This is a genomic window from Pseudomonas orientalis (genome assembly GCF_022807995.1).
Taxonomy (GTDB): Bacteria; Pseudomonadota; Gammaproteobacteria; order Pseudomonadales; family Pseudomonadaceae; genus Aquipseudomonas; species Aquipseudomonas orientalis_B.
Window position 1 is genome coordinate 3,611,565 of record NZ_CP094351.1, and the last position, 18,592, is coordinate 3,630,156.

The window sequence follows — 18,592 nt, forward strand, 5'->3', positions numbered from 1 at the left end:
CGTTTGTAGAACAAATGAATACAAATGAAACGATCTTCAGGCGGAACCTAAATCTTCCTTCACCTGGCTGAAAGGTGCGTGTTAGGTGGGTCGGACAAGACTGCCGGGGTTTGCAATCCCGCTTTTCTCGGAGACTCACGCATGCTCGGGCTGGTAAAGACCGCACTGCACAAGCCGTACACGTTTATCGTGCTGGCCATATTCATCTGCATCATCGGGCCCATGGCGGCCTTGCGTACACCCACGGATGTGTTCCCCGATATCGGTATCCCCGTGGTCGCCGTGGTCTGGCAGTACAACGGCCTGTCGCCGGACGCCATGGCCGGACGGGTGATCTACACCTACGAACGCTCCCTGAGCACCACCGTCAATGACATCGAACATATCGAATCGCAATCCCTGCCGGGCATGGGCATCGTCAAGATATTCTTTCAGCCCGGCGTGGATATCCGCACGGCGAATGCCCAGGTCACGGCGGTGTCACAAACCGTGCTCAAGCAGATGCCACCGGGTATCACTCCGCCGCTGATCCTCAACTACAGCGCGTCCACGGTACCGATCCTGCAAATGGCGTTCTCCAGCCCGAGCCTGTCGGAAGCCAGGATCCGCGACCTGGTGCAGAACAATATCCGCCTGCCGCTGGGCGCCCTGCCCGGCCTGGCGATGCCCACGCCGATGGGCGGCAAGCAACGCCAGATCACCCTGGACCTCGATCCCCAGGCCCTGGCGGCCAAAGGTTTGTCGGCCCAGGACGTGGGCAACGCCCTGGCGCTGCAGAACCAGATCATCCCGGTGGGCACCGCCAAGCTCGGCGTCAACGAATACACGATCCTACTGAACAACAGCCCCAAGGCCATCGATGAGCTCAACGACTTGCCGATCAAGAACGTCGACGGCGCGATCATCACCATCGGCCAAGTGGCCCACGTGCGGGACGGCTCGCCACCGCAGACCAATATCGTGCGCGTCGACGGCCACCGCGCGGTACTGATGCCGGCGTTGAAGAACGGCAGTATTTCTACGCTCTCGATCATCGACGGCATCCGCCAGATGCTGCCGCGTATCAACGAAACCCTGCCGCCGTCGCTCAAGACCTCGCTGCTGGGCGACGCCTCGGTGTTCGTCAAGCAGTCGGTGGGCAGCGTGGCCCAGGAAGGCATCATCGCCGCCCTGCTGACCAGTGCGATGATCCTGCTGTTTCTCGGCAGCTGGCGCTCTACCTTGATCATCGCCGCGTCGATTCCGCTGGCAGTACTCTCGGCCATCGCGCTGCTGGCGGTCAGCGGGCAAACCCTGAATGTGATGACCCTGGGCGGGCTGGCACTGGCGGTGGGTATTCTGGTGGACGACGCCACGGTGACCATCGAAAACATCAACTGGCACCTGGAACAAGGCAAGTCGGTGAAGACCGCGATCCTCGACGGTGCCGCACAAATCGTCGGTCCGGCGTTCGTCTCGCTGCTGTGCATTTGCATCGTGTTCGTGCCGATGTTCCTGCTGCAAGGCATCGCCGGGTACCTGTTCCGGCCGATGGCGCTGGCGGTGATCTTTGCCATGGCCAGTTCGTTCATTCTCTCGCGCACCCTGGTGCCGACGCTGGCGATGTTTCTGCTCAAGCCCCACGTACCGGAGCAAGGCCCGGGGCATCATCCGGAAGATCCATTCATCAACCACCACGAGGGCGAACAGCACCGCAAGCCGCGCCATGCCGTACTGCAAGGGGTACTGAATTTCCAGCAAGGGTTCGAACGGCATTTCTCGAACATCCGCGACACTTACCACGGCCTGCTGATGCTCGCGCTCGGCGCGCGCAAGCGCTTTATCGTCGGTTTTCTCGCCTGCGTACTGGCCTCCTTCGTGCTGCTGTCAAGCCTGGGCCAGGATTTTTTCCCGGCCACCGATGCCGGCGCACTGGCGCTGCATGTTCGCTTGCCGCTGGGTACGCGTATCGAGGAAAGCGCCGCCGCGTTCGACCGCATCGAAGCGCGGATTCGCGAGGTGATCCCGGCGCAGGAGCTGGACACGATCGTCGACAACATCGGTATCCCGCTCAGCGGCATCGACATGGCCTACAGCAGCAGCGGCACCATCGGCCCGCAGGACGGCGACATTCAGGTCACACTGAAGAAGGACCACGCGCCCACCGCCGATTACGTGAAACGACTGCGTGAGGCCCTGCCGCAAAGCTTCCCCGGCAGCCACTTTGCGTTCCTGCCGGCAGACATCAGCAGCCAGATCCTCAACTTCGGCGCGCCGGCACCGCTGGACGTGAAGATTTCCGGGCGCAACGATGCAGAAAACCGCGCCTATGCCGTGGAACTCGAACGGCGCCTGCAACACGTCCCCGGCATCGCGGACCTGCGTATTCAGCAGTCCACCGGTTACCCGTCGCTGCAGGTGAATGTGGATCGCCTGCGCGCCAACGGCCTGGGCATCACCGAGAAAGACGTGACCAACAGCATGGTCGCCTCCCTCGCCGGCAGCTCCCAGGTGGCCCCCACGTTCTGGCTGAATCCGGCCAATGGCGTGTCCTACTCGATCGTGGCCGCAACGCCGCAATACCGCCTCGACAGCCTGCCCTCGCTGGAGGCCCTGCCGGTGACCGGTGCCGATGGCCAGTCCCAGATCCTCGGCGGCGTGGCGACTATTTCGCGCGTACAAAGCCCGGCGGTGGTGACGCACTACAACATCGAACCCACCCTGGACCTGTACGCCAACGTGCAGGGCCGCGACCTCGGCGGCGTCGCCCGCGATGTGCAAAAAGTCCTGGATGACACCGCGTCCATGCGTCCCAAAGGCGCGACGATCAGCCTGCACGGTCAGATCGACGCGCTGCACAAAGCGTTCAGCGGCTTGAGCTTCGGCCTGCTCGGCGCCGTGGTGCTGATCTACCTGCTGATCGTGGTCAACTTCCAGTCCTGGGCCGACCCCTTTGTGATCATCACCGCGTTACCCGCGGCACTGGCGGGGATCGTGTGGATGCTGTTTCTCAGCGGCACCTCGTTATCGGTGCCGGCCCTGACCGGCGCGATCTTGTGCATGGGCGTGGCCACCGCCAACTCGATCCTGGTGGTGAGCTTCTGTCGTGAACGCCTGGCAGAACATGGCGATGCCTTGAAAGCTGCGATGGAGGCCGGTTACACGCGCTTTCGCCCGGTGTGCATGACTGCCCTGGCGATGATCATCGGCATGCTGCCCCTGGCGCTGTCCGAGGAACAGAACGCGCCCCTGGGCCGTGCCGTGATCGGCGGCCTGATCTTCGCCACCATCGCCACTTTGTTGTTTGTTCCCGTGGTCTTCAGCCTGGTCCACGGTCGTCACCCTACTCGCGCTATTGGTGGAGAAACCTCTCATGTCGTCTGATCAAAAACCCTCGCGCAAGCGTCTGATGCTCATGGGTGTCGGCGGCCTGACCCTGGCCGCCCTGTTGGTCGCCAACGGCTTGCACGCCCGCACGCTGCATGAACAAGCGGTGACCGCCTGGACTGAAACCGCGGCCATCCCGCAGGTCATGGTGTTCCAGCCCGAACAGAATGCCGTCGGCGATACGCTGCGTTTGCCGGCGCACCTGGAAGCCTGGAGCAAGGCGCCGATCCATGCGCGGGTCAGCGGTTATCTGAAAGACTGGAAAGTCGATATCGGCAGCCAGGTCAAGGCCGGGCAAATCCTCGCGCAAATCGACAGCCCGGACCTTGACCAGCAACTGGCGCAGACCCACGCCCACCTGGTCCAGGAACAGGCCAATGCGCGCCTGGCCGCCACCACGGCCACGCGCTGGCAACACCTGCTGGCCAGCCATTCCGTGTCGCGCCAGGAAGCCGATGAGAAAAGCTCGGATGCCGCCGCCGCCAAAGCCAATGCCCAGGCAGCCGCCGCCGACTATGCGCGGCTGTGTGCGCTGGAAAGCTACAAGACCCTGCGCGCGCCGTTCGCCGGCACGATCACTGCGCGCAACACCGACATCGGCCAGTTGATCAAGGCCGACACCGACAGCGATCCGGAGCTATTCAGCATTGCCGACACCCACCAGTTGCGCCTGTACGTGCCGGTGCCACAGAACTACGCAGCGGTGATCCACCCAGGCCTGGAAGCCGAGCTGACGGTGCCCGAACATCCGGCGGAACACTTCAAGGCGCGCCTGATCGGCGACTCCACCGCCATCGACCGACGCTCCGGCACCCTGCTCGCGCAGTTCGTCGTCGACAACCCGAACGCAGAACTGCTGCCCGGCGATTATGCCGAGGCGACCTTGCCGATTCCGGCGGATACCCATGGCGTGAGCATCCCGGCCAGCGCGTTGATCTTCCGTGCCCAGGGCACCCAGGTCGCGGTGCTGGACGGGCACAACCATGTGCACCTGCAAGCCATTCATATCGGCCTGGACCTGGGCGAACGCCTGGTGATCGACCAGGGCCTGAAACCCGCCGACCGCATCATCGACAACCCGCCCGATGCCCTGCGCGAAGGCGACCCGGTACAACTGGCCGGCGCCACCGGGGGTGCCCATGCGCCCAAGGCTTAACCCGTTTGCGGCATTGATGCTGCTGGCCTTGCAAGGCTGCTCCATGGCGCCCACCTACCGGGTGACGTCGGTTGACCTGCCGGCCGGTTATCGCGAACAGACCAGCGACGGCCCGTGGCACAGCGCGCAACCATCCGACTCATTGGCGCCGCAGTGGTGGAAACTGTACAACGACCCAACGCTCGATGCGCTGCAACAACAACTGCTCAAGGCCAACCCGGACCTGGCTGCGGCGCTGGCGCATTTCGATGCGTCCCAGGCGTACGCCAGTCAACTGCATGCGGGGCTGTTCCCGCAGCTCACCGCCAGCGCCCAGCCGTTGCGCCAGCGGCAATCGGATTCGAGGCCGTTGCGCGGCACGACGCAACCGTCGGCGTACAACAGCGACACCGCCGGATTCTCGTTGAGCTACGAGCTGGACCTGTGGGGCAAGATCCGCAATCAGGTCGCGGCCGGCGATGCCCAGGCCCAGGCATCCGGCGATGACCTGGCCGTGGCGCGCCTGAGCCTGCAACGGCAGTTGGCAACGCTGTATGTGCAACTCAATGGGCTGGATGCGCAGAGCCGGATTCTCACGCACTCGCTGGAGGATTTCAGCCAGGCACTGCAACTCACCCGCAGCCGTTATGAAGGCCAGATCGCCTCGGAACTGGACCTCACCCGTGCGCAAAATCAACTGGCCGAGGCCCGGGCGCAACTGGATGAAGTGCGTGGGCAGCGCAACCTGACCGAGCATGCCATCGGCGAATTGGTGGGCGTGGCGGCCAGCAACTTTTCATTGCCGCCCAGCCCGCAGTTAATGGCCTTGCCAGGGATCCCAGCGCAACTGCCGAGCCACCTGCTGCAACGTCGCCCGGATATCGCAGCGGCGGAACGACGAGTGTTCGCAGCCAATGCCTCTATCGGCGTGGCCAAGGCGGCGTGGTATCCGGATTTCAGTCTGACCGGGTTGATTGGCGGCCAGACCCAGGGCGTGGGCAATCTGCTTTCAGCGGGCAATCGCTATTGGGCGCTGGGGCCGCTGATGAACCTGCCCATCCTTGATGGCGGGCGCCTGAGTGCCAACGAACGCCAGGCCAGGGCCGAGTTTGAAGAAGCATCGGCGCAATACCGCAGCCAGGTCCTGAAAGCCGTGCGCGAAGTGGAAGACAACCTGGCCCAACTGCGCGACTTGCAGCAACAGGCCCAGGATGAACAGGCAGCGGCGGACGCGGCGCAGCACACCCAGGCGCTGGCGATGAACAGTTATGAGGCGGGAGCCGTGAGTTACCTGGATGTGGTCACCGCGCAGACGGCGGCCTTGCAGGCGCAGAGGACGTTGCAGGCAGTGCAGACGCGGCAGTTGCAGGCGAGCGTGGGGCTGGTGACGGCGTTGGGGGGTGGGTGGCAACCTGGCGCCTGATGCTGTGATTTAAATCCAATCGGGGGCAAGCCCCCTCCCACACTGGTTCCGCGCCTGACACAAAATGTACGAACACAGCCGGACCCATGTGGGAGGGGGCTTGCCCCCGATAGCGGCCCTCCAGACACATCCTGCCAAAAGCCTGGCCGCCGACCTCTTGCTCGGCGACCTAGCCTCTCCAGACACTTGTTGAGAGGGCCAGGGAATGGCAGATTTACCCGCGTCACACCGCCTGCGCATCGGACGTTTCAGCGAACCCAACCGTATCTACCTCATCACCACCAACACTCACGAACGCATACCGATATTCAACAATTTCCATCTCGGTCGCCTGGTGGTCTGGCAGTTTCGCCTGGCTCAGTACCAAGGGCTGGCGAACTCTTTGGCGTGGGTGGTAATGCCCGACCGCTTTCATTGGATTATCGAGCTACGAAAAGGCTCACTGGCGGATCTGATGCGACAGGTGAAATCCAAGAGCACGCGCTGCGTCAACGGCGCCACCGGACGCAAGGGCCGGCTATGGCAGGAAAGCTTCCACGACCGGGCGCTGCGCAAAGAAGATGACCTGGTGAAAATAGCCCGCTATGTGGTGGCCAATCCATTGCGGGCAAGGTTGGTGGAGCGGATTGGCGATTACCCCTTGTGGGATGCCATCTGGATCTGACGTCAAACACAGTTCAAATGTGGGAGGGGGCTTGCCCCCGATGAGGGAGTGTCAGTAAGCACATCTGTGACTGACCCACCGCCATCGGGGGCAAGCCCCCTCCCACATTTTTTACCGCATTCTCAGGCTGCGAGCTTGCCGCTGGCGATGGCTGCTGAAGCCGCCACCATGGCACGCAACAACACCGCACATCCCGCCGCCAGGTCATCCGGTGCGGCATTCTCGATTTCGTTGTGGCTGATCCCACCCTCGCACGGCACAAAGATCATTCCCGCCGGGCCCAGCTCGGCGACGAAAATCGCGTCGTGCCCTGCCCCGCTGACAATGTCCATGTGCGACAAACCCAGGCCATTGGCCGCATCGCGCACGGCGTCCACGCAGCCTGGGTCGAAGTACAGCGGCGGGAAGTCGGCGGTGGGCTCCAGTTCAAAACTCAAGCCATGTTTGTCGCAGGTTTCATCGATCACCTTGCGCACCTGGGCAATCATCGAATCCAGGCGCGCCGGCTCCAGGTGACGAAAATCCAGGGTCATGCGCACCTCGCCGGGAATCACATTGCGCGAACCGGGATACGCCTGCAGGCAACCCACGGTGCCGCAGGCATGCGGCTGGTGCTCCAACGCTGCGGCGTTCACCGCGGCGACCACTGCGGCGGCGCCCACCAGCGCATCCTTGCGCAGGTGCATCGGCGTCGGCCCCGCGTGCGCTTCGACGCCGCGCAGCTTCAGGTCGAACCACTTCTGCCCGAGGGCTCCAAGCACCACGCCGATGGTTTTTTTCTCATCCTCGAGAATCGGCCCCTGTTCGATATGCGCCTCGAAATAAGCCCCGACTCTGTGCCCGCTCTCAGGGCGCGTTCCCGCATAGCCGATGGCGTTCAGCGCTTCGCCAACCGAGACGCCGTCCACATCCACCTTGGCCAGGGTATCGGCCAGGCTGAATTTCTCGGCGAACACCCCGGAGCCCATCATGCACGGTGGAAAGCGCGAGCCTTCTTCGTTGGTCCACACCACCACCTCCAGCGGTGCCTCGGTCTCGAGCTTGAGGTCATTGAGGGTACGCAGCACTTCCACACCGGCCAACACGCCGAAGCAACCGTCGAACTTGCCGCCCGTGGGCTGGGTATCGATATGGCTGCCGGTCATCACCGGCGGCAGGTCGGGATTGCGCCCCGGGCGCCGGGCGAAGATGTTGCCGATACCGTCGACGGTCACCGTGCAACCGGCCGCCTCGCACCACTGCACGAACAGGTCGCGGGCCTTGCGGTCGAGGTCGGTGAGGGCCAGGCGGCACACCCCGCCCTTTGGGGTGGCGCCGAGCTTGGCCAGGTCCATCAGCGACTGCCACAAACGGTCGCGGTTGATGTGCTGATGGGTCGATTGCAGAACGTCGAGGGCAGCGTTCATGGGGGGTTCTCCTCAGGCTTGAATTGACACGATTCCAACAATGAAAACTGGTCAAAATGTGGGAGGGGGCTTGCCCCCCGATAGCGGTGGTTCAGTTACAGGTGAGTTGATTGACACACTGCAATCGGGGGCAAGCCCCCTCCCACATTTTGGACTGTGTTCACAAGGATGATTTGGCTACGACTGGCGTGATCGCGCGCCTGGCGTTCAGCGCGTAATACAGCACCCCGCCCAACGCCGAACCGGTGAACCAGCCGTAGCTGTAGAACCAGCTGAACGCGTCGCTGCCCAAGGACAGCAAGGTCAGCACCACCGGCACGCCGAACGCGATAAAACCGCTGTTGTTCCAGGCCGGGTACACGTCGTCACGGTAGAGTCCCGCCAGGTCCAACTGCTGCCTGCGGGTGATGAAGTAGTCCACCACCATGATCCCGGCAATCGGCCCCAGCAGGCTGGAGTAGCCGAGCAACCAGTTGGAATACACGGTCTCGAGGCTGACATCGGACACGATCAGCCCGAGCTTTTTCAGCAGCTCATGGGCCATCAGCGCCAACCCCACCAGACCGGTCAGAATCACCGCCGTGGTGCGGTTGATCAGCTTGGGCGCGATGTTCTGAAAGTCGTTGGTCGGCGAAACGATGTTCGCCGCCGTGTTGGTGGACAGGGTGGCGATGATGATCAGCGCCATGGCAATGGCGACCCACACCGGGCTCTGGATATGCCCGATCAGGGTGACCGGGTCGGACACGCTGACCCCCACCAGTTTCACCGAGGCAGCCGTCATGATCACGCCCAGGGCGGCGAACAGGAACATGGTCAGCGGCAGGCCGAAAACCTGCCCGAGGATCTGGTCCTTCTGGCTTTTGGCGTAGCGGCTGAAGTCAGGGATATTCAGCGACAACGTGGCCCAGAAACCCACCATGGCGGTGAGGCCGGCCATGAAGTAACCGGTGAGACTCGCCCCTTCGGGACGCTTGGGCGGAATCGCCATCAGTTCGCTGATCGACACATTCGGCATCGCCCACACCAGCAAGCCAATGCCCACAGCGACCAGCAACGGCGCCGACAGGGTTTCCAGGCGCTTGATCGACTCGGCGCCACGCAGCACCACCCACAGATTCAGGCACCAGAACACCATGAAACCAATCACCTCCCCGGTACCGCCGAGGGACTTCCAGCCGTCGAAAATCGACCCCAGGAACAAGTGAATCGCCAGCCCGCCGAACATCGTCTGGATACCAAACCACCCGCATGCCACCAGTGCGCGAATCAGACACGGCACGTTGGAGCCAAGGATGCCGAACGATGAGCGCAACAGCACCGGAAACGGGATGCCGTACTTCGTACCAGGAAACGCATTGAGGGTCAGTGGGATCAGCACCACGATGTTGGCCAGCAAAATCGCCATCAGCGCTTCGCCCACCGACAAACCGAAGTACGCGGTGAGCACACCGCCCAGGGTGTAGGTGGGCACACAGATCGACATGCCGACCCACAGCGCCGTGATATGCCATTTGTTCCAGGTGCGTTCGTGCACCTTGGTCGGTGCCATGTCGTGGTTGTAGCGAGGGCTGTCGAGGACGTCAGGGCCGGCGTCGAGTTCGTACAGGCCGTTGCGTTCGATGACTTGCGATCTGTTCTGTTGCATGGCCGCTCCACGGTTTTTTTAAAATTATTGTTGCTCACCTGCGCGGTTAAGGCAGGTGGCCGGAGTACCTCGTAAACAACATGACATCTCAGGCCCGGCCAGCCGCCACTGCACTCAATAACCGTGCCGACAACCGCTTCGCGACCCACACTGCATATATAACTGGCTGATGTTAATCAGCTTTATCCGATTGCCCGATTGCGGATTCGGAACTTGCCGTGCGACTCAGGCGCGCCAGCATGAAAGTTATTCGAACCTTCAGGACTCAATCTGGTGCAACACAATTATTTTTATTTCCCGGCCCCGTCAAGCGCCATCTCTCAAGCGGCTGATTTGCAATAAGAAATGTTGCTCAAATCAACAACCTGTCAAGTGCGTCAAAATGGTATCCCCTTGCGCAATTTTGGTGAAATTAGATTTTTATATATAAAAATCAATATGTTAGCTAAACAACCAGACTGATAAAAATATTCTTGCCCAATCGAAAAACTCGGGCTAGTTTCTATTCCTGTCACCGATGACAGGAATAAAACCATTCTCGGTGAACCGTATTACAACACTTAGAACTGGCACAAGCCGGTCAAGCCTGTGAGGAACTCGACATGTCGCTGTTGATCCGTGGCGCCACCGTTATTACCCATGATGAAAGTTACCGCGCCGATGTGTTTTGTGCAGACGGTCTGATACGTGCAATTGGCACAGACCTGGATATTCCCGCCGGCACTGAAACACTCGATGGCAGCGGTCAATACTTGATGCCCGGCGGCATCGATCCCCATACCCATATGCAATTGCCGTTCATGGGCACGGTGGCCAGTGAAGACTTTTTCAGCGGCACGGCGGCGGGTCTGGCCGGCGGTACCACCTCAATCATCGACTTCGTGATTCCCAACCCGCAGCAGTCCCTGATGGAGGCGTTCCACCAATGGCGCGGCTGGGCCGAGAAGTCGGCGTCCGACTACGGCTTCCATGTGGCGATCACCTGGTGGAGCGAACAGGTGCGCGAGGAAATGGCCGAACTGGTCAGCCATCACGGCATCAACAGCTTCAAGCATTTCATGGCCTACAAGAACGCAATCATGGCGGCGGACGACACCCTGGTGGCCAGTTTCGAGCGCTGCCTGGAATTGGGCGCGGTGCCCACGGTGCATGCGGAAAACGGCGAACTGGTCTACCACCTGCAACGCAAATTGCTCGCCCAGGGCATCACCGGGCCGGAAGCGCATCCGCTGTCGCGCCCTTCCCAGGTGGAGGGCGAAGCGGCCAGCCGTGCGATCCGCATCGCCGAGACCCTCGGTACGCCCTTGTACCTGGTACACGTCTCCACCCGGGAAGCCCTCGACGAAATCACCTATGCGCGCGGCAAGGGCCAGGTGGTCTACGGTGAAGTGCTCGCCGGCCACTTGCTGCTGGACGACAGCGTCTATCAACACCCCGACTGGCAGACCGCCGCCGGCTACGTGATGAGCCCGCCGTTCCGCCCGCGCGGGCATCAAGAGGCACTCTGGCACGGCTTGCAATCGGGCAACCTGCACACCACCGCCACCGACCACTGCTGCTTCTGCGCCGAGCAAAAGGCCGTCGGGCGTGACGACTTCAGCAAGATCCCCAATGGCACCGCCGGCATCGAAGACCGCATGGCGCTGCTGTGGCACGAAGGCGTCAACACCGGACGCCTGTCGATGCAGGCATTCGTCGCGCTGACCTCCACCAACACCGCGAAGATCTTCAACCTCTACCCGCGCAAGGGCGCGATCCGCGTGGGCGCCGATGCCGACCTGGTGCTGTGGGACCCTGAGGGCACCCGCACCATTTCCGCCAAGACTCATCATCAGCAGGTTGACTTCAACATCTTCGAAGGCAAGACCGTACGCGGCGTGCCGAGCCATACCATCAGCCAGGGCAATCTGGTCTGGGCCGATGGCGACCTGCGCGCCGAGCGTGGCGCCGGGCGGTATGTGCAGCGGCCGGCGTATCCGTCGGTGTTCGAGCAGTTGAGCAAGCGGGCAGCGCTCTCCAAGCCAGTGGCTGTGAAACGCTGACACCGCTATCGGGGGCAAGCCCCTCCCACATTGGATCTATGTGAACCCGATCAAGTGTGGGAGGGGCGGTGCGACGATTCGACTTGCCCCCGATGAGGCCAGTACAGGCAATAAAAATGCCCAGTTAGAGGCAAACCAAAAACCGTGAGGCCACTACCGTGATCCAGACCCTGACCCATCTCCCCCACCCCCGCGAAGACGGGGCTACCCTCGCCAGTCAGTTCACCGACCTGGCGCCGCCCCTCAACGCCCGCCAGGCCCGACTGGAAGCCTCGCGCTGTCTGTATTGCTACGACGCGCCGTGCGTGAACGCGTGCCCAAGCGACATTGATATCCCGTCGTTTATCCGCAATATCCACACCGAAAATGTGCAAGGCGCCGCGCAGAAAATCCTATCGGCCAACATCCTGGGTGGCAGTTGCGCGCGCGTCTGTCCCACGGAGATCCTCTGCCAGCAAGCCTGCGTGCGCAATAACGCCGAAGAATGCGCCCCGGTGCTGATCGGCCTGCTGCAACGCTACGCCGTGGACAACGCCCACTTCAGCGAACACCCTTTCCAACGCGCCGCGCCCACCGGCAAACGTATCGCCGTGGTCGGTGCAGGGCCTGCCGGTCTGGCGTGTGCCCATCGCGCCGCCTTGCATGGTCATGACGTGGTGATTTTCGAAGCCCGGGAAAAAGCCGGTGGCCTGAATGAATACGGGATCGCCAAGTACAAACTGGTGGACGACTTCGCCCAGAAGGAACTGGATTTCCTCCTGCAAATCGGCGGCATCGAGATCCGTCACGGCCAGCGCCTGGGTGACAACCTCAGCCTGAGCGAGCTGCACGCGCAATTTGATTCGGTGTTTCTCGGCCTCGGCCTGGCAGCCGGCAAACACCTCGGCCTGCCCCATGAGGATGCCCCCGGCGTGCTCGCCGCCACCGACTATATCCGCGAGCTGCGTCAAGCCGATGACCTATCCCAACTGCCGTTGGCCGACCGCTGCATCGTGCTCGGCGCCGGCAACACCGCCATCGACATGGCCGTGCAAATGGCGCGCCTCGGTGCCCGCGACGTCAACCTCGTGTACCGCCGTGGTGTGGCCGACATGGGCGCGACCCAACATGAGCAGGACATTGCCAAGGCCAATCAGGTACGCCTGTTGACCTGGGCCCAGCCCGAAGAGGTCTTGCTTGACGACGAGGGCCGAGTCCGCGGCATGCGCTTTGCCCGCACGCACATGGAAAACGCACGCCTGCTGCCCACCGGCGAAACCTTCGAGCTGGCGGCCGATGCCATCTTCAAGGCCATCGGCCAAGGCTTTGATAACGAAGCGCTGCACGATCCACTGGCCCGGCAACTGCATCGCGTGGGTGAACGCATTTTTGTCGATGAACACCTGCGCACCAGCATTCCCGGCATCTATGCCGGCGGTGATTGCGTCAGCCTCGGCCAGGACCTCACCGTGCAGGCGGTGCAACACGGCAAGCTGGCCGCCGAGGCCATGCATGCCCAACTTATGCTTAATGTGGAGGCCGCGTAATGGCCGATCTGTCGATTGTGTTCGCCGGTATCAAAGCCCCCAACCCGTTCTGGCTGGCCTCCGCACCGCCCACCGACAAAGCCTACAACGTGGTGCGCGCGTTCGAGGCCGGCTGGGGCGGCGTGGTGTGGAAAACCCTGGGCGAAGACCCGGCGGCGGTCAATGTGTCGTCGCGCTACTCGGCTCACTATGGGGCCAATCGCGAAGTGCTGGGCATCAACAATATCGAGTTGATCACCGACCGTTCACTGGAGATCAACCTGCGCGAAATCACCCAGGTGAAAAAGGATTGGCCGGACCGCGCCTTGATCGTGTCGCTGATGGTGCCTTGTGTCGAGGAGTCCTGGAAAAACATCCTGCCGCTGGTCGAGGCCACCGGCTGCGACGGCATCGAGCTGAATTTCGGTTGCCCCCATGGCATGCCCGAACGCGGTATGGGCGCGGCGGTCGGCCAAGTGCCGGAATATGTCGAACAGGTGACGCGCTGGTGCAAGACCTATTGCTCACTGCCGGTGATCGTCAAGCTCACGCCCAATATCACCGACATTCGCGTGGCCGCGCGCGCGGCGTATCGCGGCGGCGCGGATGCGGTATCGCTGATCAATACCATCAACTCCATCACCAGCGTCGACCTGGAACGCATGGTCGCCCTGCCCGTGGTCGGCACGCAAAGCACCCATGGCGGCTACTGCGGCTCGGCGGTCAAGCCGATTGCCTTGAACATGGTCGCCGAAATCGCCCGTGACCCGCAGACCCAGGGCCTGCCGATCTGCGGTATCGGCGGCATCGGCAACTGGCGTGATGCCGCCGAATTCGTCGCCCTCGGCTGCGGCGCGGTGCAGGTGTGCACGGCGGCGATGCTGCATGGGTTTCGCATCGTTGAAGAAATGAAGGATGGCTTGTCGCGGTGGATGGACAGTCAGGGTTACGCCAGTTTGCAGGCATTTTCCGGGCGCGCGGTGGGCAATACCACCGATTGGAAATACCTGGATATCAACTATCAGGTGATCGCGAAGATTGATCAACAGGCGTGCATTGGCTGCGGGCGTTGCCATATCGCCTGTGAGGACACGTCGCACCAGGCCATCGCCAGTTTGAAGCAGGTCGATGGTACGCATAAATATGAGGTGATCGATGACGAGTGCGTAGGCTGCAATCTGTGTCAGATCACCTGTCCGGTGGCGGACTGCATCGAGATGGTGCCGATCGACACGGGCAAGCCGTTTTTGAATTGGACCCAGGATCCGAGGAATCCTTATCGGGAGGCGGTGTAGGCCTGTAGACCGCTATCAGGGGCAAGCCCCCCTCCCACACTTGAATGTATTCCAAATCAAAATATGGGAGGGGGCTTGCCCTAATGCCAGTCAGTTAAGCGTACACCGCCGTCTGTAGGAGCGAGCTTGCTCGCGAAAAACGTCAACGATAACGCGTGCTTTCTGAATGAACGCGGTGCCTGTGAGTTTTTCGCGAGCAAGCTCGCTCCTACAAAAAGCCTTAACTGACTGGCATTGGGGCTTGCCCCCGATGAGGCCTTCAGCCTCACCACAAGACTCAAGGCTGCAACCCAATCCCGCGCAATATCACCCCGGTCACCGTCTGAATCGCCCGCTCGAACTGCATATCCGACAACGGCTGGTGATCATTCAAGATATTCACCTGGTGATCGAAGTCCGCATAGTGCTGGGTCGACGCCCAGATCATATACAGCAGGCTCGACGGCTCCACCGGCAGGATGCGTTTGTCTTCTACCCAATGGCGAATTTTCGCTTCCTTCATCTTGGCCCAGTCGTACAGGCTTTCATCCAGCGCCTGACCGAGGGTCGGCGCACCGTGGATGATTTCATTGGCCCAGACTTTCGAGCCATAGGGCCGCGTGCGCGAGCGCTGCATCTTGGCGCGAATGTAGCTGCTGAGCACCACGCGCGGGTCATCGAAGGTTTCGAAACTCAGAGCGTCCTGTTTCCACACGTCCAGCAGGTCGAACAGCACCGCGCTATACAGCTCGCTCTTGGTGGTGAAGTAGTAATGCAGATTCGAGCGCGGCAGTTGCGCCTCTTTGGCGATGTCGGCCATGGCGGTGCTGCCATAGCCTTTTTCAGCGAAGACCTTCTCCGCCGCCAGCAGGATTTTCTCGACGTTGACCCGCCGAATGCCGATCTTGTGATTGCCCATAAGGGCTCCCTGACAACAACACGACCTAGAGACTACCACCGGCTCTAGATCGGGGCGACACGCCGAACCGAAACTTCGTACACTGGCGACTTCTATCCTCTGATTGGTATTGAACAATGTTGATCAAGAAGTCCCTGACATCCTTGGCCCTGCTCGTCTCACTGCTGGGCGCGTCTGCAGCATTTGCCCATGCGCACCTTGAGAGTTCCACGCCCGCCAAAGACAGCAGCGTTGCCGCACCGAAGGACCTGCGACTGACGTTCAGCGAAGGCGTCGAGGCGACCTTCACCAAGGTGTCCCTGAGCAAGGACGGCACGGAAATCGCGATCAAGGGCCTGGAAACCCCGGACGCCGACAAGAAAACCCTGGTGGTGACACCTGCCGCACCATTGGCGGCCGGTAACTACAAGGTGGTGTGGAACGCGGTGTCGGTCGACACCCACAAGAGCAACGGCGAATACAGCTTCAAGGTCGGCCAATAAGTCATGGCAACCCTGCTGGTGCTGTGCCGCTTCCTGCATTTCATCGTTGTGCTGCTGATGTTCGGGGCCTGTGTGTTCAGGCCTGTGCTACTCGGGGCAGGCGCGCAACCGGCGCTTGACCGGCGCCTGCTGCGCATCACCCGAGGCCTGGCCTGGGTGGGGCTTGGCTCGGGGGTCGCGTGGCTGCTGTTGGTCACCGCCAGCATGGCCGGCGGTTGGGACGCGGCGCTGCAACCGGCGACGGTCCAGCTGGTGTTGCGCAAGACCTTCTTCGGCCAGGTGTGGGCATGGCATCTGCTGCTGAACCTGCTGCTGGTGATCGCGCTGATCAAGCCTTGGCCAGCCCTGCGCTTACCGTTGATCGCCCTGCTGCTGGCAACCCTGGCGCCTGTTGGCCATGGCGCCATGCTCAATGGGTTGAGTGGGCAATTATTGATCCTTAATCAGGTGGTGCACCTGGTGTGCGTAGGCGCCTGGCTGGGGGGGTTGCTGTTGTTGGTGTTGATCCTCCGACAGCCACAGCCGCTTGCGCTGCGACCAATCCTGCGGCGCTTCAGCGGCGTGGGTTACGCCTTGGTGGCCGGCCTGCTGGTGACCGGCCTGGTCAACGTGCGCGTGCTCACCGGCCAATGGTGGCCTACCCCGCTGTTTGAAGGCTTTGCCTTGATTCTGCTGATCAAGGTGCTGCTCGTGGGCGGCATGTTGGCGCTGGCCTTGCTGAATCGGTTGCGCCTGGAACGGTGCGAACAGCGGGTGAGCAGCTTGAAGGCCAGTGTGATGACAGAATGGTTACTAGGTGTTGCAGCGGTGGCGGCGGTATCGCTGTTGGGCACCCTGCCGCCGATGGTCATGGCCGGCTGAACTCAGCTTCCCAGGTTGTACTCGATCAAATGTGGGAGGGGGCTTGCCCCCGATAGCGGTGTATCAGCTGAAAATAATCCTGACAGACACACCGTCATCGAGGGCAAGCCCCCTCCCACATTTGACTGTGCCCACTTTCCATTGAGATCGCCTGGTCATCCTACAACTTCTGCTTGACACGCCCCGAAAACCCCGCAAATATCCCGCCTAATGTTGTACGACAACGTATGACAAATAATAAAAACAACAAAAGAAAGGGAGCCTCACTGTGAGTCAATTCGCCCGCAATTCCTCCTGTCGCCTCGGTCTCATCAGCCTCGGCAGCCTCGCGTTCACCCTGCCCCTCACGGCCCACGCCGAAGGGTTTGTCGAAGACGCGAAAGCCACGCTCAACCTGCGCAACGCCTACTTCAACCGCAACTTCACCAACCCCACCAACCCCCAGGGCAAGGCCGAAGAGTGGACGCAGAACTTCATCCTGGATGCCAAGTCCGGCTACACCCGTGGCACCGTAGGGTTCGGTATTGACGTACTGGGCCTGTACTCGCAAAAGCTCGATGGCGGCAAAGGCACCGCCGGCACCCAGTTGCTGCCCGTGCACGATGACGGCCGCCCGGCCGATAACTTCGGACGCCTGGGCGTGGCGCTGAAAACCAGGTTATCGAAGACTGAATTGAAGGTCGGCGAATGGATGCCGGTACTGCCGATCCTGCGCTCCGATGACGGCCGCTCCCTGCCCCAGACCTTTCGCGGCGGCCAGGTGACGTCCAACGAGATTGCCGGCCTGACCCTCTACGGCGGCCAGTTCCGCGGCAACAGCCCGCGCAACGACGCGAGCATGGAAGACATGTTCATGAACGGCAGAGCCGCGTTCACCTCCGACCGTTTCAACTTCGGCGGCGCCGAATACACGTTCAATGACAAGCGCACCCAGGTCGGCCTATGGTACGCCGAACTCACCGATATCTATCAGCAGCAGTACCTCAACCTCACTCACAGCCAGCCGGTGGGCGACTGGACCCTGGGCGCCAACCTGGGTTTCTTCAATGGCAAGGAAGACGGCAGCGCGCTGGCCGGCGACCTCGATAACAAGACCGCCTTCGCCCTGCTCTCGGCCAGGTACGGCGGCAACACCTTCTACGTCGGCCTGCAAAAACTCACCGGCGACAGCGCGTGGATGCGCATCAACGGCACCAGCGGCGGCACCCTGGCCAACGACAGTTACAACGCCAGTTATGACAACGCCAAGGAAAAATCCTGGCAGTTGCGCCACGACTTCAACTTTGTGGTGCTCGGCATTCCCGGCTTGACCATGATGAACCGCTACATCAGCGGCAGTAACGTACACACCGGCGCAATCACCGATGGCAAGGAATGGGGCCGCGAGTCCGAGCTGGCCTACACCGTACAGAGTGGTGCGTTGAAGAATTTGAATGTGCGCTGGAGGAACTCGACCATGCGTCGGGATTTCAGCAACAACGAATTCGATGAGAACCGGATCTTCGTCAGCTATCCGATATCCCTGCTTTAACGCAGCAGACAGTCTGTCAGCCAGCGCAAAACCATTGTGGGAGGGGGCTTGTACACCGCCCTCTGTAGGAGCGAGCTTGCTCGCGAAAAACGTCAACGATTACGCGTGCTTTCTGAATGAACGCGGTGCCTGTGAATTTTTCGCGAGCAAGCTCGCTCCTACAAAAGTTAGCGGTGGCCAGTGAAAGATGTATTGGCAGACAGTCCCTCATCGGGGGCAAGTCGAATCGTCGCACCGCCCCTCCCACATTTGATCTCACAGGCTGGATGGACGTTGACAATACAGGGAATCCCTAACACTATTTCCTCATAGTCATACGACAACCTACAACAAAAA

Annotated in this window: 13 protein-coding genes; 10 read left to right on the forward strand and 3 right to left on the reverse strand. The window is 61.4% G+C overall.

All coding sequences use genetic code 11. The features are described from left to right. Window positions 1-141: 141 nt before the first annotated feature. The 4 genes from MRY17_RS15980 (at window position 142) to MRY17_RS15995 (ending at window position 6,588) form a co-directional block, all read left to right on the forward strand. A complete protein-coding gene (locus MRY17_RS15980) occupies window positions 142-3,363 on the forward strand; it encodes an efflux RND transporter permease subunit (protein WP_243352467.1) in 3,222 nt (1,073 codons plus the stop codon). After that, window positions 3,353-4,522 (forward strand): efflux RND transporter periplasmic adaptor subunit, encoded by a 1,170-nt coding sequence (locus MRY17_RS15985; RefSeq protein WP_243352468.1) that lies wholly within the window; start codon window positions 3,353-3,355, stop codon window positions 4,520-4,522. Before MRY17_RS15980 ends, MRY17_RS15985 begins: the two co-directional genes overlap by 11 nt. Beyond that, window positions 4,506-5,924, forward strand: a complete 1,419-nt coding sequence (locus MRY17_RS15990; protein ID WP_243352469.1) for an efflux transporter outer membrane subunit — start codon at window positions 4,506-4,508, stop codon at window positions 5,922-5,924. Before MRY17_RS15985 ends, MRY17_RS15990 begins: the two co-directional genes overlap by 17 nt. Window positions 5,925-6,129: 205 nt before the next feature. Beyond that, window positions 6,130-6,588, forward strand: coding sequence for an REP-associated tyrosine transposase (locus MRY17_RS15995; protein ID WP_243352470.1), 459 nt, complete (start codon window positions 6,130-6,132; stop codon window positions 6,586-6,588). Between the two features lie 122 nt (window positions 6,589-6,710). Here the strand turns inward: MRY17_RS15995 and MRY17_RS16000 are convergent, their stop codons facing one another. Together MRY17_RS16000 and MRY17_RS16005 are read right to left on the reverse strand one after the other, a co-directional pair. Then, window positions 6,711-7,994, reverse strand: coding sequence for a Zn-dependent hydrolase (locus MRY17_RS16000; RefSeq protein ID WP_181285086.1), 1,284 nt, complete (start codon window positions 7,992-7,994; stop codon window positions 6,711-6,713). A gap of 160 nt (window positions 7,995-8,154) precedes the next feature. Further along, window positions 8,155-9,642, reverse strand: a complete 1,488-nt coding sequence (locus MRY17_RS16005; protein ID WP_191956727.1) for an NCS1 family nucleobase:cation symporter-1 — start codon at window positions 9,640-9,642, stop codon at window positions 8,155-8,157. Between the two features lie 602 nt (window positions 9,643-10,244). Here MRY17_RS16005 and hydA point away from each other — a divergent pair. The 3 genes from hydA (at window position 10,245) to preA (ending at window position 14,484) form a co-directional block, all read left to right on the forward strand. Further along, window positions 10,245-11,684: a dihydropyrimidinase gene (gene hydA, locus MRY17_RS16010; protein WP_243352471.1), complete on the forward strand. Its 1,440-nt coding sequence runs from the start codon at window positions 10,245-10,247 to the stop codon at window positions 11,682-11,684. A 158-nt stretch (window positions 11,685-11,842) separates the two neighbouring features. After that, entirely contained in the window at window positions 11,843-13,210 is a 1,368-nt protein-coding gene (locus MRY17_RS16015; RefSeq protein ID WP_243352472.1) for an NAD(P)-dependent oxidoreductase, read from the forward strand. Beyond that, the gene (preA, locus tag MRY17_RS16020; RefSeq protein ID WP_181285090.1) at window positions 13,210-14,484 is read left to right on the forward strand and encodes an NAD-dependent dihydropyrimidine dehydrogenase subunit PreA; all 1,275 of its coding nucleotides are present in this window, start codon (window positions 13,210-13,212) and stop codon (window positions 14,482-14,484) included. Before MRY17_RS16015 ends, preA begins: the two co-directional genes overlap by 1 nt. A gap of 277 nt (window positions 14,485-14,761) precedes the next feature. Here preA and MRY17_RS16025 read toward each other — a convergent pair whose 3' ends face one another. After that, window positions 14,762-15,382 carry a TetR/AcrR family transcriptional regulator gene (locus MRY17_RS16025; RefSeq protein WP_191951958.1) on the reverse strand — a complete coding sequence of 207 codons (621 nt, stop codon included), beginning with the start codon at window positions 15,380-15,382 and terminating at the stop codon, window positions 14,762-14,764. Window positions 15,383-15,498: 116 nt separating this feature from the next. Between MRY17_RS16025 and copC the strand changes: the two genes are divergently transcribed. From copC to MRY17_RS16040, 3 genes are all read left to right on the forward strand, one after another. Continuing rightward, window positions 15,499-15,864, forward strand: a complete 366-nt coding sequence (copC, locus tag MRY17_RS16030) for a copper homeostasis periplasmic binding protein CopC (RefSeq protein WP_191951959.1) — start codon at window positions 15,499-15,501, stop codon at window positions 15,862-15,864. Between the two features lie 3 nt (window positions 15,865-15,867). After that, complete coding sequence (copD, locus tag MRY17_RS16035) at window positions 15,868-16,725, forward strand: copper homeostasis membrane protein CopD (RefSeq protein WP_243352473.1); 858 nt, start codon at window positions 15,868-15,870, stop codon at window positions 16,723-16,725. 268 nt (window positions 16,726-16,993) lie between these two features. Beyond that, on the forward strand, window positions 16,994-18,256 hold the full coding sequence (locus MRY17_RS16040) for an OprD family porin (RefSeq protein WP_181284241.1): 1,263 nt from the start codon (window positions 16,994-16,996) through the stop codon (window positions 18,254-18,256). Window positions 18,257-18,592: the final 336 nt, after the last annotated feature.

Coding starts and splice junctions, on each gene's coding strand:
- MRY17_RS15985 (WP_243352468.1), top strand. CDS start 3,353: ATGTCGTCTGATCAAAAACCCTCGCGCAAGCGTCTGATGCTCATGGGT.
- preA (WP_181285090.1), top strand. CDS start 13,210: ATGGCCGATCTGTCGATTGTGTTCGCCGGTATCAAAGCCCCCAACCCG.
- MRY17_RS15995 (WP_243352470.1), top strand. CDS start 6,130: ATGGCAGATTTACCCGCGTCACACCGCCTGCGCATCGGACGTTTCAGC.
- copD (WP_243352473.1), top strand. CDS start 15,868: ATGGCAACCCTGCTGGTGCTGTGCCGCTTCCTGCATTTCATCGTTGTG.
- copC (WP_191951959.1), top strand. CDS start 15,499: ATGTTGATCAAGAAGTCCCTGACATCCTTGGCCCTGCTCGTCTCACTG.
- MRY17_RS16005 (WP_191956727.1), bottom strand. CDS start 9,642: ATGCAACAGAACAGATCGCAAGTCATCGAACGCAACGGCCTGTACGAA.
- MRY17_RS15980 (WP_243352467.1), top strand. CDS start 142: ATGCTCGGGCTGGTAAAGACCGCACTGCACAAGCCGTACACGTTTATC.
- MRY17_RS16000 (WP_181285086.1), bottom strand. CDS start 7,994: ATGAACGCTGCCCTCGACGTTCTGCAATCGACCCATCAGCACATCAAC.
- MRY17_RS15990 (WP_243352469.1), top strand. CDS start 4,506: ATGCGCCCAAGGCTTAACCCGTTTGCGGCATTGATGCTGCTGGCCTTG.
- hydA (WP_243352471.1), top strand. CDS start 10,245: ATGTCGCTGTTGATCCGTGGCGCCACCGTTATTACCCATGATGAAAGT.
- MRY17_RS16025 (WP_191951958.1), bottom strand. CDS start 15,382: ATGGGCAATCACAAGATCGGCATTCGGCGGGTCAACGTCGAGAAAATC.